Here is a 16,790-nt window from a genome sequence, read left to right as displayed (position 1 = left end):
ATGAAAACAATGAGATTTTTGAAATTTCCGCTGATATTAAGCCTCTTTTTTGTACTGATATCGGCAAAAGCAGATGATAAAGAAACAGAGCGTGTGCACAATGCGGCCAATGTGCTAAAGGATTTTGGCCAGATGAAGGAAAGTATCCCGCCGCAATTGTTAAAAGATTATGAGGGCATCGTAATTATCCCGAAACTGATCAACGCCGGTTTTGGTATTGGCGGCAAACGGGGCAAGGGTGTAGCTATGGTAAAGTTGGGCGATGGCAAATGGAGCGATCCTGTTTTTGTAACCCTTACTGGCGGTAGCGTTGGTTTCCAGATAGGCGTACAATCTGTAGATTTGATATTGGTATTTCGCCATAAAAAGGTGTTAACCGATATCAAAAAAGGTAATTTTACTATCGGGGGCGATATCTCTGCAGCAGCAGGCCCAACTAATAAAAACAAATCGGCCACTACCGATTATAAGCTGGAGGCCGAGATTTATTCCTACTCGCGCAGCCGTGGATTGTTTGCCGGTATAAGTTTAAATGGCTCAGGTATTAATATTGATAATAATGCCAATAGCAATTTTTACGGCAATGATGATACCTCACAGGAAATATTTGCCGCGTCAAAAAATGATTCGGAAGCAGTTACTGTATTGCGGGCCAGTTTAAAAGATTTTAAATAATTGATGTTTATATCGTCATTGTGATGATGAAAGCGATCTCCATGCTACGCAGATTAGCTCTGTAAGCCGGAGATTGCTTTTATCCTTGTAAATGATAATTACTTATTTTGCGGCTTCTCAAAAGCTTTCTTCACCAATAAGCCCGATAGGGCAGCAAACCCGGCAACTAAGCCGCCAACAAGGCCGCTGATCACCAATATAAATCCCCATGACGGTAAATGGAAAAGCTCCGCTATGCGCTTAGCCAATATATGATCGTTGGGGATACTTTTGAATAGTGCCAAAACTATCCATACAATAAATACAGCGCTAAATCCTGATATAAAGGCTTGTCCGGGTGTTTTGCCCGCAAAAAAAGCGGCTAAAAATGCCGCGATGGCCACCACCCACCAGGGTAAAAAGAAACCGCTTGCAAATGAAAGTATGAGTATAATGAGGAATAGCATGATCTTTATTTTTTGTTGCTAATGGTTAAGGTTGTTTTGATGCGATTTGATTTTTCATCTGCAGATTGCATGAAAAGCAGTTCTTTAAGCTGCCCGTTTTGCCAGGTTTTTAGCATATCATCATAATAAAAACTGCCTGGGTTGCCACTCTCTCCGCCGGGTAAAATACCATATCCTTTTACTGTTGGTCCCATTTGTACCACCATACGCCATGATGGGCCATGCCCGTTGTTCAGCGCGTTAACCGTAGAGCCGGTGCCGCCCGATGCAAAATTTCCTGAACTCAAAGCTTCCTGGTTGGTAAGATGCGAGATCTCCATTTTTTTAACCGATCCCCATTGCCAGCTTTTACCGGGTTTGCCATATTTATGTGTCAGATCATCAATGGTACTTGTAAAAGCATTGTTGATAATATCGGTGCATGTTTCTTTTGCCGGGGTACGGATATCATCAAACCATTTTGAATTGGGCTCCTGCAGGATCAGCTTTTCAGTCCGATCCATCGATGGGTAATTGGCCTGTAAGTTTTTCGCAGCAAAATCATCACTCCATACCATATCATAAACCTTAAGCCACCAGTTACTAAAAATAGTTGCACCAATTGAGTTTATTGAAAAGTTTTTATCCCATGTTTTTACCGCGTTTAAAGCAGCAAGCTGTGTTTGATCGAGTTTTGATGCATCAACATATTTCAACATTGCCGGCATGATATCCTGTGCCCGTATGCTGTATACATCGGTTTGCAAAATACGCATGCTATCAACTGTGGCTTTTTGCATTGCGCTAAGCCTGTCATTAATGCGTTTACCGCGCTGGTATGGCGCAAACGACCAGTTGATGTAATAAGGATAAGTTTGATCTGTTGATGATTGATTTGCCGAGCTTACAAATCCTCTTGGCGGATTTTTAACGGTAGGGTTTTGATCAAATGGAATCCAGCCATGCCAGTCGTTTGATGGGTCGCTGCCATCTAAAATGAATTTTCCCTGATCTTTAAACTTCAGCGGGAATTTCCCGTTAGGGGTAATCGCTATATCATTATCCCTGCTGGCAAATACAAAGTTTGATGCCGGGGCATTAAAATAAGTAAGCGCTTTGCGGTAATCATCATAGTTTTTACCCTTGTTCAGGATGTACATGGTCATCAGCTCATCCGATTCATCATGCGCTATCCACCTTAACGCGTCGCCAACCGGAACAAAATCTGGTGTGTGCGCTGTTGTTTTACTTTTATCCTCATAAACTACAGGGCCGTGGTGGGTATAAATAACAGTATCATACAATGGTTTTTGGCCACGGATGCTGATCACCTCAACCCTTCGGCTGGTTTTGTTCCATTGGTTATTATACCAGTATTCGTTCTTTTTATCATCCTTAAATTTAACCTGGTACCAATCCAGCACATCGGCGTCAACGTTGGTAATACCCCAGCTGATGTTATTATTAAAACCAAGGATAACGCAAGGCGCACCCGGTAAGCTCACCCCGTAAACATTTATACCCGGCGCAGAAAGCTGTACCTGGAACCAGATGGATGGATAGGTTAAATTCAAGTGCGGGTCATTGGCCAAAATAGGATAGCCGCTGGCTGTTTTACTGCCGGCAACCGCCCAGTTATTGCTGCCTATGCCTTCTTCTTTTACCGCCCGCCGGGCACTATCATTCATTGACGCTAAAAAGCTTGCAGATGGTTTTGGAATAGGTAGTGGTTTAAAGCTCCATTTGGTACCTACTGGGATAATAGGGTCTTCCCTCATTGGGTAATCAGGGAAAAGGTCATTGGTGACGTTAGCTCCAAAGTGCTTCAATATATTGCTCATGGCAAACTCGTTTGAGCCGCCCGCCAATGTTTCTGACATCAGCTTCAACAAAAATGCACAGTTGATGGGCTTGAAATCTTCCGGGGCATAATCCAGTAACTTAAATTCAAGCGGGTATTGCCGCGGACCAAGCTGGTGTATATATGCGTTTACACCTTCAGTGTAAGCTGTTATTATATCAGCTATTGGCTTATCGCGCATCATGGCTTTCAATGTTTTTTCGGCGCCATAAACCATGCCCATGCGGCGGTGGTAACGGTCTATTTCCAATGCCTGAGGACCAGCAACTTCTGCCAATCGTCCGGCCGCGCTGCGGGTTTGGATATCCATTTGCCAAAGGCGATCGGTTGCGGTTACATAACCCTGCGCATAATAAAGGTCATGCTCGTTTTTGGCAAATATGTGCGGGATGTGGTTCTCATCGTACTTAATAGTCACCTCATCCTGCAGACCTGGCAGGTTTAACTTATTGGTTGTTAAAATATGCTTGCTCTCGGCGTTTTGCCAAAAGCCATCTGCCGGACTTAAAAACTTACCCAATGGGGGCACCGGACCAAATTTTGTTTGTAGCACCCAAATAAGGGCTAACGTAAGGGCAATTGATAAAAATGCTTTTATAAACTTCATTAGTTTAGGGAGATATCGCCTATAAAGTTAGCGTTTTAATATACTTCTTCAAGCTTTGGTTTGCGCTTCCTGTAATGTTTTTTAGGTTTATTTTGCAGGCTATCGGGTTTGGTTGCACGGTTGCCCGATTTTTTTTCGCGTCTGTATTCCCATGGGGGTGTTGGATTGGCATCCAGCCACAGGCCAAGTTTGCTTTCCCTGGCTTGTTGTTCCAACCTTGCAAGGTAAGCACTTTGTGAATATTGCTTGTATTGCCAGGCGAAACCATTTTTTACCAAGGCATAATTTACATTGGTGCCATCCTCCAAAATTACCAGGGCTACAGTACGGCCGTAACGGTCATGTACGTTGCCAATAAGCTTCACATACTTTCCAAAGCAAATATCCGAAGTGAACTTTTTAGCTGCCTGCCCAAATGCCTGTGTTTTTTCGGGGCAATCAACCTCGGCCAGCCTGACGGTCATTTCCTGGTTATCACTGCTAAGCAAACCGATGGTATCACCATCTTTAATTTTTACAACTTTATATAAATTATCGGGTTTGCGGTTACAACCCCACAGGGTAAAAAGAATGATCAGGAGGAGGAGGGAGGAGTACTTTTTTAACATCTGTTACAAATGTGCAGATTAAAATTAGATGTGCAAATTGAAATCAGATGTGCAAATTTCAGATTTCAGATGTGCAAATGATTTTGTCTGAACCGGGATTATTCGGATTAATGGATTCCTCCGATTTTAATAAATAGGCAAGTCAAATCCAAAAAATCGGATAAATCAGTTTAATCCCGGTTCAGAAAAAATCAAAAAACCCCTTCCATCATCTGCACATCTGAAATCTGCACACCTGCACATTGTCTATCTATCCCCATGCAAACTCACCACATTTCCGTCCGGATCTTTGATGGCGAGGAATTTGCCCCATGGTGTTTCATCCACTTTGCCTAATTCGATGCCTTTAGCCGTAAGATCTGCTATATCGGCGTTAAGGTTATCTGTTTTAATCACCAGGCCGCGGGTGCTACCGGCCTTCATTTCGGGAAACCAGTTGACCAATGTAATGGAAACCGCCGAACCTGGATAAGCCATCTGGATCCATTGCGATTCACCGGGACCAAAAGGCGCTTCAACCAGGAGTTCGAAACCGAGTTGGAGGTAAAAATCCCTCGCCTTTAACTGATCGGTAACCGGGATGGAGATAATTTCAATAGCTTTCATGTTATTTGGCTTTATGTTTTGGTTTAAAAAGGTTTAAAAAAATCAATTGTGGGCTATCAAGTTTATGGGTAACTGATGGCTTGCGCAAATATTTTTTATTTTTTTTGATCCCGGCTTAATTGGCTTTTGTAATTATAAAAAATCAATAATATTCGCTGTCAAAAAGGTAATTTAGTGTTCAGGTTCAATTGGTTATAATCATAGTTTTATAAATGCAGTTATAAATCCATGTTGGCAAATAACGATCACTTTTACGGTAACCTCTTGGTTAACAACATGCCGCTTGGCGAGCTTTTTATTAAAGAGGAGCTCTTTATGGATGTTCCAGATGATTGGCACGTTGTTATTACCGACATTAAAAACTCAACACTTGCCGTACTCGAGGGCGGATCGCAAAACGTAAACCTTATAGCTACGGGTAGTATCATATCTGTACTTAACATTGCTTTAAAGGCCCATATAACGGTTCCATTCTTTTTTGGCGGGGATGGCGCAACGTTCCTGGTGCCCTCTTCAATTATCAACACTATTATGAGTGCCTTGCTTTTGTACAAGGATAACACGATGACAAATTTTGAAATGGAGCTTCGTACAGGTACGGTGCCTGTTAAACAGGTTTATGAGCAAGGATATAAACTGCGGATAACCAAGTTTTGCATGTCCGAAGCATTTTCTATCCCGATTGTTTTGGGCAACGGCTTAAGTTTTGCCGAAAAGCTGATTAAAGGAAATGAAATTGCACTAAACTATGCCGCGCAATTGGGGGAGGTTGACTTAACGGGGATGCAATGCCGCTGGGACGCAATTGCCCCGCCGCAGAACAGCCACGAGGTTCTTTCATTATTAGTTGTGGCGGCGCATGAAGGCGGGCAGGCCGATGTTTTCAGAAAAGTAATGTGCTATATTGACGAGATTTACGGCGATCCCAAAAAACGACAACCCATTTCGGTAGCGAAACTCCGACTTAAAACAACCTTTGACAGGATTGAGACAGAGTTACGGGTAAGGATGGGCAACGTTCGCTTTTTTGAGCTGATGCAAACGTGGTTTGTCAATTTATACGGGTTTATTTATTTCCGCACCGAAAAGGGAAAGCATTATTTAACTAAGCTGGTAGAAATGTCTGATACGCTGGTGATAGATGGTAAAATAAATACGGTTATAACCGGCACGTCGGCCCAGCGCAGGCAATTGCAGGATGCTTTAAACAAACTGGAAAATGAAAGAGAACTGTATTATGGTTTTCATGTAAGCAGAGAATCCGTAATGTCATGTTACGTACGGGATTGGGACGATGGCCATATTCATTTTGTTGATGGGGCCGAAGGAGGATATACCAAGGCGGCCAAATTGATAAAGGCTAAGCTTAACAAATAAGTAAGATAAGCCTGCACAAATCATGGATTTGTATCAGGAGGCATCGAAATTACGATAATTAGACAAATCGCTGATTCAGATTACTTTAATGGAACTTTATTGTTTTAACTTTGTTATAGCTTAACATTGTAATAACATACCTCATATGAGTAAGTTCACAATACCCGATAAGGTACTGTATGTATGCACCGGGAGTAAATGCGGCAAAAGAGGCGGTAAGGAAATGTATAAACTTGCCAAATCATACATTAAACATCACCACGGAAAAGAAGAAATTGAAGTAATAGAAACGGAATGTACGGACAGATGCAAATTTGCCCCTGTTTGCAGTATCCAACCCGGCAATACCTGGCTAAGCGAATACAGGGCAAAAGATGTGCTGAAGCTGATGGATTTAATAGAGTAGAGACTCGGCCCCCTCTAAATCTCCCCCGGTAGGGGAGACTTTTGAACAAAGAGTCCCGATAAAAAGTCCTTCTGCAATCAGCAAAAGGACTTTTTCTTTTTTTTGTCATGCTGAACGCAGTGAAGCATCTATTCTACGCCATATCTCTTCGCCCTTTTCGTCCCCTCAGGGTCTCTCCAAAGGAGGACCCTGAGGCACCATGCAGGTCAAATACGCATGGTATATACTTAGCAAGCGGCCTCAGGGTCCCTTTTCAAGGAGACCCTGAGGGAACAGGAAGCGGCGAAAGACTTACGAAGTTTTTAAAACTTCGTAAGTCTGGGGTTCAACAATTTGTCATTCTGGAACGCAGTGAAGCATCTATTCTACGCCATGCCTCTTCGCCCCGTACAGTCTGCAAATAGATCCTTCGCTATTACTCAGGATGACAGAAGTTTTTTTGTAACACATGATAGCTCCAATAGGATAACAAATGAGATAATAAAAAAAGTCCTTCTGCAATCAGCAAAAGGACTTTTTATTTCAAATCTTCCTCTTAGGGGAGATTTATGGGCGTTACGCCCCTGCGTTATATTTTATTTCGCCAACATGTTTATCAATCTGCCAGCGGCCGGTTCCTTCTTCACCTATCACTTCAAATAATTCCAGTGCACGGCGTGCTTTATATTCTTCTTCGCGTTGTTCTTTCAGGAACCAATTTAAAAATTCCATGGTTATAAAATCCTGCTCTTTCATGCAGCGGGCATATATGTTTTTGATAGCGTTGGTAACGCTGATCTCCTGGTCTAAAGCTTCCTCAAATACTTCACGAAACGAGTTATATTCCTGTTTGATGCCGGTAATTTCCGGAGAGATGGAATTGCCACCCATATCAAGGATGTATTTATAAAATTTTAACTGGTGTAGTCTTTCCTCTTCTGCTTGCTTAAAAAAGTAGTCGGATGAGAAATCATAACCATTACGGTTACACCATGATGCCATTGAAAGGTATACCGATGAAGAGTATGCTTCTTTTTTTACCTGTTGGTTTAAAAGCGTTTCTATCTCGGTAGAGATGAGGCTTTTTATGCGGAGTAAATCTTTCATGATTGGGTTAAATTGAGTTTTTCGAACCTACAGCAGAATTATATACAATTATATACAATAATAATGCTATAAATTCAAATTAGATCAATATTAAAACAATATGAATTTAATCTAAATAACTATACGGAAACAGTAAAAAGCCGCTCATGGAGGATGCGGTTCAATTCCAGCATTACAAAAGTGCCTTCTAAAATTTCTTTAAGGGCGATGATCTGCAAAAGGGACAAAACGTAGCAATGATCGCAGGCGCAGATGAAAATGATCTCCACATCAGGATCTTTGGTGGTGTTTAACAGGGCATGTTCAATATCTATATGATAAACTGCTTTACGGAGTTTTAGCAAACAACGGTAATCAAATTTGGCAACCTTCCCGGCAAAATCAACATACCAGCAGCGCTCTTCATCGCATTGATAAACGGCTCCTTTTGCTGTTTTAAAAACATCGGTCCATTGGGTTGTTGGGCTAAGTGTTGCAGTCATATAATAGTACAAATGTCGCTATTATTTATAATTAATCCAAATAAGATTAAATTTTTTTGATGGCCGATTTATCCCCCTTAATAATATTTAACTTTTTCATACAACAAATCATTTTTATTATAAATTTGAAACGCGGATACTGGTCACAAACCCGTTACGCAACCAATTATTTTTTTTGACCTGTTAAATATGAAAAAAACTTTACTATTTACCTTTTGCTGCTTAATGCTGGCATTGGGAACAATGGCTCAAATACCGGCCCTGGAGCGTGTAGAGCCCATGTTTTGGTGGGTGGGCATGAGCAACCCCAACCTGCAGTTAATTGTTCACGGCGATAATATTGCAGGCCGCAATGTGGTATTAAATTACCCTGGTGTGAAGCTTAAAGCAGTGCACAAAGTGGAAAATTCAAATTATTTATTCCTCGATCTGCAGATTTTTTCATCGGCACGTCCGGGAACGTTCCCGATAAAGTTTACAAAGGCTGGTCAAAAGGACCTTGTTTACGAATATGCGCTCAAAAATCGTGATAGATCAGCAGGCCGGGCGCAGGGTGTAACCAGCAAAGATCTGATCTATTTGATCATGCCCGATCGTTTCTCCAATGGCGATGAAAGCAACGACTCATTTGATAATATGCGCGAAAAAGGTGTTCACCGCGATTCGATGTACAGCCGCCACGGTGGCGACCTGCAGGGCGTCATGAACCACCTGGATTATTTAAAAGGTTTGGGCGTTACCGCCATATGGTTAACCCCAGAAATTGAGAACGATGAGCCACATGCCTCATACCATGGCTATGCTGTAACTGATTATTATAAAATAGACCCACGCTACGGCACCAATGACCTGTACAAAAAATTTGTAGAAAAATGCCACGCAATGGGATTGAAGGTTATCAAAGATCTTGTTCATAACCACGCCGGTACAGAAGGTTATACCATTATGGATATGCCGATGAAAAGCTGGGTACACCAATGGCCAAAGTATACCAAATCAAACTTCAGGGATGCCGCGGTGATGGATCCTCATGCATCACCAATGGATCGTAAACTGATGGCTGACGGCTGGTTTGACCACAGGATGGCCGATATGAACCAGAATAATACCTACGTGCAAAATTACTTAACCCAAAATCACATCTGGTGGGTAGAGTATTCGGGTTTAGATGGTTTCCGTTTGGATACCTACCCGTATAACGATCCCATTTATATGGCTAAATGGGCGCAGGATGTTAAAGCCGAATTTCCTAAGCTTTCCATATTTGGCGAAACGCTGGTATGGTCGGCGGCTAACCAGGCCTTTTTTACACAGGGAAATACCGTTAACCGCGGTATGGACACGCACTTGCCGGGCGTAACCGATGGCGTATTGAAAGATGCCATTTACGAAGCTTTGAACGGCAATGATGGCTGGACGGATGGTGTTGGTCGGTTATACTCTGTAATAGCGCAGGATTTTTTATACCAGGATGCTACCCGCAACACCATATTTATGGATAACCATGATATGAGCCGCCTGTTATCCATGGTGAAAGAAGATTTTACCAAGTACAAGTCTGCCATGGCTATGCTGCTAACGATGCGCGGTGTACCCCAATTATATTATGGCGATGAGATCCTGATGAAAAACTATTCAGATCCGGACGGTTTGGTGCGTGAAGATTTTGCCGGCGGATGGAAGGGCGATAAGGACAATAAGTTTATAGCCGCCGGCCGCAGCAAAAAAGAAAACGAAGCTTATGATTATGTAAGCAAGCTGGCTAATTACCGTAAAAGTACAACCGCTTTGCAAACCGGCAAAATGATGCAGTTTGTACCAGAGAAAGGCATTTATGTATATTTTAGGTATGATGCTCAAAAAACGGTGATGATTATATTCAACAGCAGCGATAAAGAACAAACTACCGCTACCGAAAGATACTTTGAGCGGATAGGTGATTCAAAAAAAGCCCGCAATGTGATTACTGACGAACCGGTTGATTTGGCGCAACTTACCATATCAGGAAAAGCCACTTTAGTGCTTGAAATTTTACCGGGCGTTACTCATTAAAAATTATATCTTAGTGGCTTTGAGCCATGTATCTAAAAAGTTACAATGAACAATATTAAAGCTTGCATTTTTGATCTGGATGGTGTAATTGTAGATACAGCCATTTATCACTATAAAGCCTGGAAAAGGCTGGCCAACTCATTAGGCTTCGATTTTACAGAGCATCAGAACGAACAGTTGAAAGGCGTGAGCCGTGTGCGTTCGCTTGAACTTATTTTGGGCTGGGGCGGCGTAACTAAAACCGCCGCAGAGCAGGAAGTATTGGCCACCCAAAAAAATACCTGGTATATGGAGATGGTAAACCAGATGAAACCCGATGAGATACTGCCCGGGGCTAGGGAGTTTGTAGAGATCTGCCGCAAAGCAGGTATTAAAATAGCATTAGGATCGGCCAGCAAAAACTCCATGACCATACTTAACAAGATTGGGATCACCAACCTGTTTGATGCCGTTATTGATGGCAATAAAGTAAGCAAGGCCAAACCGGATCCTGAAGTGTTTTTGCAAGGCGCAAAGGAGCTGAGCGTTGAACCCGAAGAATGTGTGGTGTTTGAGGATGCCATTGCAGGTGTTGAGGCAGCCAAAGCCGGCGGTATGAAGGTAGTTGGCATAGGCCAGCCCGGCGTACTGGATGCCGACCTGGTAATCAGCGGGCTGGATAAAATGACGTTAGATAAGTTATTTAAATTATAGGAATAAAGTTTTACAAAAAAACGTCATTGCGAGGTACGAAGCAATCTCCAAACTGTACAGGATAACTGTGCAAGTTCGCTCGGCCTGTGTAGAGATTGCTTCGTGCCTCGCAATGACGGTCAAATAGAAAATTAAATGAAGGACTATATTAAAGTTGATGAATGGAAGATAATTGAAGAGAGCTTTGATCCGCATCATCATCAAATATCTGAGAGCATATTTAGTTTAGGAAATGGCCGCATGGGCCAGCGTGCAAACTTTGAGGAAGCTTACAGCGGCGAAACCCTGTTGGGTAACTACGTTGCGGGGGTTTATTATCCCGATAAAACCCGCGTTGGCTGGTGGAAGAACGGATATCCCGAATATTTTGCCAAAGTGCTTAACGCCGCCAACTGGACAATCATTGATATTGTGCTTGATGGCGAGCAACTTGACCTTGCCAAATGCGCGGTAAGCAACTTCCGCAGGGAACTGAACATGAAAGAAGGTTATCTGAAACGTAGTTTTACAGCCAAAACTGCATCAGGTAAGCAGGTTGAGGTGGAGGCATGTCGCTTTTGCAGCATGGTTGATGATGAAACCGCTGCTATAAATTATAGCATCACCCCCATAAATTTTAGTGGTACCATTACCATTACCCCGGCTATTGACGGTGATGTGATGAACAAGGACTCCAACTACGATGAAAAATTTTGGGATGAGATAAGTAAAGAAAATCAGCCCGATGGCGGTTACATTGTAATGCGCACCAAAAAAACAGGTTTCGAGGTGGCAACCGGCATGAAGTTCAGTATAGTGCAAAATGGGGAGGCTATCCAACCCAAAACTGAATCTATCCAAAAAGAAAAATACGTTGCCTCAAAAATTGAATTGCAGGCACAACAGGGGCAAAGCATCAGCATTATAAAATATGTGGCTAACCTGTCCTCACAAAATTACAAGCCCGAAGAATTGGTTGAACAATTAGCTTCAACATTAAAACGCATCACTGCCAAAGGTTTTGATACCATGCTGGCAGAGCAGACAGCTGCCTGGGCCGAAAAATGGAAGCATAACGATATCATCATAGAAGGGGATGTATCTGCACAGCAGGCTATCCGTTTTAATATTTTCCAGTTAAACCAAACTTATACCGGCGAAGACGATCGTTTAAACATCGGCCCTAAAGGCTTTACCGGCGAAAAATACGGCGGTTCAACTTATTGGGACACCGAGGCTTATTGTGTGCCTTTTTATTTGTCAACCGCGCCGCAAAAGGTTACCCGTAACCTGCTTTTATACCGCTATAAACAATTGGGTAAGGCCATTGAAAACGCTGCCCTATTGGGCTTTAAAAACGGCGCTGCGCTGTACCCAATGGTTACCATGGATGGTACCGAATGCCATAACGAATGGGAGATCACTTTTGAGGAGATTCACCGTAATGGTGCTATAGCATATGCCATTTTCAACTATGTGCGCTATACTGCCGATGAAGCTTACCTGGCCGATCATGGTTTGGAGGTTTTGATCGCGATAGCCAGGTTCTGGTCGCAAAGGGTTAGCTGGTCGCAGGATAAGGGGCAATACGTGATGCTGGGTGTAACCGGGCCTAATGAGTACGAAAACAACGTTAATAATAACTGGTATACCAGCAAACTGGCCACCTGGTGTATGGAATATACCATGGAAGTTATTGATAAGGTAAAATCTGCAAATAGTGCCAAATACAATGCGCTGGTAAGTAAGATTAGTTTTGATGAGGCTGCCGAAACATCGAGGTTTGCTCACATTATTGATAAAATGTACTATGGCTACGATGCTAAGCAACAGGTGTTTTTACAGCAGGATGGCTATCTTGATAAAGAGCAGATACTGGTTAAAGATCTGCCCGCTACAGATCGGCCGCTAAACCAAAAATGGAGCTGGGACAGGATTTTACGCTCTTGCTATATCAAACAGGCCGACGTTTTACAGGGGATCTACTTTTTTGAAGACCAATATGATATAGAAACCATCCGCAGAAACTTTGATTATTATGAGCCCCGTACGGTACATGAGTCATCGCTATCGCCATGTGTGCATGCTATATTGGCTGCCAAACTGGGCGATGAGGCTCGTGCTTATGAGTTTTACCTGCGTACCGCCCGTTTAGATCTGGACGATTATAATAACGATACCGAAGATGGCTGCCACATTACATCCATGGCCGGCACCTGGATGGCTGTTGTTGAAGGTTTTGGGGGGATGCGTGTACGGGATGGCAAATTGCTTTTCCAGCCGTTTATACCAGAGAAGTGGGCATCGTTCTCGTTCCATATCGGTTTCCGCGGGGCATTACTGAATATCAAGGTAAGCAAGGAGGGTGTAATGATCAAAAATCTTGCACCTGTCGAAATCACGGTATCGGTTTACGGCAAGGAGCAGTTGGTAAAAGCCAATAGCGAATTATTGGTTGAGGCATAATGAAAAAAAATAAAATTATTGTCTGTTTTATAGCGGTATTCATATTCATGATGCCGCTAATTTCGTTTGCACAGATAAAACATCACCGGAGATTAAAAAAAATGGAAGAATCTAAAACAGATCATAAACTTATTATATACCAGTTACTACCCCGCCTTTTTGGCAACACCAAAACGCTCAACAAAACCAATGGCTCCATTGAAGAGAACGGCGTTGGTAAACTGAACGATATCAACGATAAGGCCCTGCAGGAAATCAAAAAAATGGGATTTACCTATGTTTGGTATACCGGCGTTATTGAGCATGCAACCATGACAGATTATTCGGCTTTTGGAATCAAAGCAGATGACCCGGATATTGTAAAAGGACGCGCGGGTTCGCCTTATGCTATTAAGGATTATTATGATATTGATCCCGACCTGGCTGTTGATGTTAAAAACCGCATAGGTGAGTACGAAGCGCTGATTAAACGAACCCACAGCAATGGCTTAAAAGTACTGATGGACCTGGTGCCAAACCACGTTGCCCGTACCTATGCATCAGATGTAAAGCCGGCCGGCGTTCGTGATTTTGGGCAGGATGATGATAAAACGCAGGCTTTTAGTGCCAAAAACGATTTCTACTATATGCCGGGGCAGCCATTTGTTGTTCCTTCGGGATACAATCCTGGTGGTGATGAATTTGAAAGCCCGCTAAAAGATGGCAAATTTGATGAGAATCCAGCCAGGGCAACAGGTAATGATGTGTTCAGCGCATCGCCATCCATCAACGATTGGTTCGAGACCATGAAGTTGAATTATGGGGTCGACTACATGGATCACCGCCGTGGGCATTTTGATCCGGTGCCTCCGCTTTGGAATAAGGTTTATGATATTTTGCACTATTGGAGCCAAAAAGGTGTGGATGGCTTTCGCTGTGATATGGTGGAGATGGTACCCCTCGAGTTTTGGGCATGGGGGATCCCTAAAATGAAAGCAGAGCATCCGGGCATTGTTTTCATCGGCGAAGCTTATGATAAGGGAAAATACAGCGATTATATTTTAAAAGGACATTTTGATTACCTGTACGATAAAGTTGGTTTGTATGATACCATCCGGAACCTAACCCGTAATGAGCATAACACTACCACCTGGGGAATCAACAGTGTTTGGAATCATGATAGTAAGGGTATTGATGAGCACATGCTTCGCTTTATGGAAAATCATGATGAGCAGCGCATTGCCTCGCCCGATTTTGCAGGTAACCCATGGCTGGCCGTACCGGGCATGATTGTAACCGCTACGCTCAACACCGGGCCGGTGATGATTTATTTTGGCCAGGAAGTGGGCGAACCCGGTGCAGGTAATGAAGGTTTTAGCGGTAATGATGGCCGCTCATCTATTTTTGATTACTGGGGAGTACCCGAGCATCAGAAATGGATCAACAATGGCGCTTTTGATGGTGGCAAACTATCAACCGACCAAAAGAACCTACGTGGTTTTTACCAAACCCTGTTAAACGCTGTACACAAAAATGAAGCCCTTAAAAACGGCGAATTTTATGAGTTGATGATGGCTAATGAGCATCAACCGGGTTTTGATACCAGGATGTACATTTATCTTCGGTATACCAATAATCAGCGTATATTAGTGATAACCAATTTTAACCGGGAAGCGCGCAAAATCAATGTAAAACTTCCGGATGACCTGTTATATAAATTAAACATAAACGGCAAAAAGCAATTTACCGATCTGCTGAGCGGCGGCAAATTCAGCACCGGTGATATTAAAAACGGCGTTGAGGTAACTGTGGGGGCGAGCGGCGGCTTGATGCTGGAGTTTTAATTGTCAGAATCAGAATTTACAGAATATTAGAATAGGGAGAATTTTGAATAGACCGGCTTTAGAAATTAATGAAAATATTAAACTAATTATTGTTATTGCTTAGTCGTATGCGCCCAAATAAAGGTATATGACAAGTACTAAACACGAAAAATAATTCTGAAATTCTTTAATTCTGAAAATTCTGATTCAGACCGAAGAACCAATAAACCAATTGAACCAATGAATAAAATATTACAAAAGCCAAGATTAAGTTTCTGGCAAATCTGGAACATGAGTTTTGGCTTTTTAGGCATCCAGTTTGGCTTTGCTTTGCAAACCGGTTATGCAAGCCGTATACTGCAAACCTTTGGTGCCGATGTGGGTAATTTATCCTTGTTTTGGCTGGCAGCTCCACTAACAGGAATGATCATCCAGCCTATAATTGGTCATTACAGCGATAGGACCTGGAACCGACTGGGCAGGCGCAGACCTTATTTTTTAACTGGCGCGCTGTTGTCCGGCCTGGCACTATGCTTTTTACCTAACTCATCCGGTTTGGCATTCCTGATACCGCCAATTATTGTTGGTGCGGGTATGCTTATGTTAATGGATGCATCATTTAATGTGGCTATGGAGCCCTTCAGAGCTTTGGTGGCCGATAATTTACCCGATAGCCAGCATACCGCAGGGTTTTCAATGCAAACCTGCCTTATAGGCGTGGGCGCCATTATGGGGTCGGTACTGCCATCTGTATTAACCAATTGGTTCCATGTAACATCTGTAGCGCCAAAAGGCATTGTTCCTAACAACTTATTATACTCCTTTTATGCAGGCGGTTTAATATTAATAGGCTGTATTGTATGGACGGTAGTAAAAACGAAGGAATACCCACCAGAGGAATATGCCAAATTTCATGAGCCCGATGTTGAAGTAGTTAAAAGAAGCGGTATCAGGGAGTTTTTGCACGATTTATGGAACATGCCTAAAACCATGAAGCAGTTGGGTTTAGTGCAATTTTTTTCCTGGTTTGCGCTGTTTTCCATGTGGGTGTGGACAACCCCTGCCATTGCTACACATGTGTATCATTTACCATCCAATGATACTGCATCGGTGGCATTTAATAAAGCCAGCAGCTGGGTAGGGATCATGTTTGGGGTATACAATGGAGTTTCGGCTCTTTATGCCCTGTCATTGCCATGGATAGTTAAAAAACTCAACCGTAAAAAAACGCATGCTTTTTCATTAACCATGGGAGGCATAGGTTTAATATCTGTATTTTTTATCCAGGATCATTACCTGTTACTATTGCCCATGGTTGGTATAGGATTGGCCTGGGGCAGTATTTTAGCAATGCCTTACGCTATATTATCCAGCTCGATACCACCAAAAAAGATAGGTGTTTATATGGGTTTATTTAATTTCTTTATAACCTTTCCGCAGATAGTGAGCAGTCTTACAAGTAGTTTGATTATCAAAAATCTGTTTAATAGTGAGGCAATTTACGGTTTGGTAATGGGGGGCGTATTTATGTTTATCGCAGCGATGATGGTGTTTTTTGTACAGGATGGTAAAAAAATTCAAATAATAGAGGCTACTAATTAAAAAAAACGTTACAAACTGGCACGGTTAATGATTTTTCCTCAAATCAAATGTTGTATATTGCGT

At 42.5% G+C, this 16,790-nt stretch carries 14 protein-coding genes; 8 read left to right on the top strand and 6 right to left on the bottom strand.

The window, feature by feature from the left end; genetic code table 11:
* Positions 1-675, top strand: a complete 675-nt coding sequence (locus Q0R88_RS06740) for a lipid-binding SYLF domain-containing protein (RefSeq protein WP_295714063.1) — start codon at positions 1-3, stop codon at positions 673-675.
* A 98-nt stretch (positions 676-773) separates the two neighbouring features.
* On the opposite strand, the gene Q0R88_RS06735 is transcribed toward Q0R88_RS06740, so the two are convergent.
* The 4 genes from Q0R88_RS06735 to Q0R88_RS06720 all read right to left on the bottom strand — a co-directional run bounded on the left by Q0R88_RS06735 (position 774) and on the right by Q0R88_RS06720 (position 4,782).
* Entirely contained in the window at positions 774-1,121 is a 348-nt protein-coding gene (locus Q0R88_RS06735; RefSeq protein WP_295714060.1) for a hypothetical protein, read from the bottom strand.
* Positions 1,122-1,126: 5 nt separating this feature from the next.
* The gene (locus tag Q0R88_RS06730) at positions 1,127-3,568 is read right to left on the bottom strand and encodes a penicillin acylase family protein (protein WP_295714059.1); all 2,442 of its coding nucleotides are present in this window, start codon (positions 3,566-3,568) and stop codon (positions 1,127-1,129) included.
* Positions 3,569-3,603: 35 nt separating this feature from the next.
* Entirely contained in the window at positions 3,604-4,176 is a 573-nt protein-coding gene (locus tag Q0R88_RS06725; protein WP_295714057.1) for a thermonuclease family protein, read from the bottom strand.
* A 246-nt stretch (positions 4,177-4,422) separates the two neighbouring features.
* Positions 4,423-4,782: a VOC family protein gene (locus Q0R88_RS06720; protein WP_295714054.1), complete on the bottom strand. Its 360-nt coding sequence runs from the start codon at positions 4,780-4,782 to the stop codon at positions 4,423-4,425.
* A gap of 228 nt (positions 4,783-5,010) precedes the next feature.
* On the opposite strand from Q0R88_RS06720, the gene Q0R88_RS06715 reads away from it, so the two are divergent.
* Positions 5,011-6,159: a DUF3095 family protein gene (locus tag Q0R88_RS06715; RefSeq protein ID WP_295714052.1), complete on the top strand. Its 1,149-nt coding sequence runs from the start codon at positions 5,011-5,013 to the stop codon at positions 6,157-6,159.
* Positions 6,160-6,304: 145 nt separating this feature from the next.
* Positions 6,305-6,565, top strand: coding sequence for a (2Fe-2S) ferredoxin domain-containing protein (locus Q0R88_RS06710; protein WP_295714049.1), 261 nt, complete (start codon positions 6,305-6,307; stop codon positions 6,563-6,565).
* A gap of 555 nt (positions 6,566-7,120) precedes the next feature.
* On the opposite strand, the gene Q0R88_RS06705 is transcribed toward Q0R88_RS06710, so the two are convergent.
* Both Q0R88_RS06705 and Q0R88_RS06700 read right to left on the bottom strand, forming a co-directional pair.
* The gene (locus tag Q0R88_RS06705; RefSeq protein ID WP_295714047.1) at positions 7,121-7,651 is read right to left on the bottom strand and encodes a ferritin; all 531 of its coding nucleotides are present in this window, start codon (positions 7,649-7,651) and stop codon (positions 7,121-7,123) included.
* A 119-nt stretch (positions 7,652-7,770) separates the two neighbouring features.
* Positions 7,771-8,133, bottom strand: coding sequence for a hypothetical protein (locus Q0R88_RS06700; protein ID WP_295714043.1), 363 nt, complete (start codon positions 8,131-8,133; stop codon positions 7,771-7,773).
* Between the two features lie 189 nt (positions 8,134-8,322).
* Between Q0R88_RS06700 and Q0R88_RS06695 the strand changes: the two genes are divergently transcribed.
* The 5 genes from Q0R88_RS06695 to Q0R88_RS06675 all read left to right on the top strand — a co-directional run bounded on the left by Q0R88_RS06695 (position 8,323) and on the right by Q0R88_RS06675 (position 16,727).
* Positions 8,323-10,185: a glycoside hydrolase family 13 protein gene (locus tag Q0R88_RS06695; RefSeq protein WP_295714041.1), complete on the top strand. Its 1,863-nt coding sequence runs from the start codon at positions 8,323-8,325 to the stop codon at positions 10,183-10,185.
* A gap of 45 nt (positions 10,186-10,230) precedes the next feature.
* Positions 10,231-10,878, top strand: coding sequence for a beta-phosphoglucomutase (pgmB, locus tag Q0R88_RS06690; protein ID WP_295714039.1), 648 nt, complete (start codon positions 10,231-10,233; stop codon positions 10,876-10,878).
* 135 nt (positions 10,879-11,013) lie between these two features.
* Positions 11,014-13,323 (top strand): glycoside hydrolase family 65 protein, encoded by a 2,310-nt coding sequence (locus Q0R88_RS06685; protein ID WP_295714037.1) that lies wholly within the window; start codon positions 11,014-11,016, stop codon positions 13,321-13,323.
* A 101-nt stretch (positions 13,324-13,424) separates the two neighbouring features.
* Positions 13,425-15,146 carry an alpha-amylase family glycosyl hydrolase gene (locus tag Q0R88_RS06680; RefSeq protein WP_295714034.1) on the top strand — a complete coding sequence of 574 codons (1,722 nt, stop codon included), beginning with the start codon at positions 13,425-13,427 and terminating at the stop codon, positions 15,144-15,146.
* Positions 15,147-15,296: 150 nt separating this feature from the next.
* Complete coding sequence (locus Q0R88_RS06675; protein ID WP_366086896.1) at positions 15,297-16,727, top strand: MFS transporter; 1,431 nt, start codon at positions 15,297-15,299, stop codon at positions 16,725-16,727.
* Positions 16,728-16,790 lie beyond the last annotated feature (63 nt).

Source organism: Mucilaginibacter sp. (assembly GCF_025362475.1).
Taxonomy (GTDB): Bacteria; Bacteroidota; Bacteroidia; order Sphingobacteriales; family Sphingobacteriaceae; genus Mucilaginibacter.
This window is presented reverse-complemented; position numbering and strand designations above follow the sequence as displayed.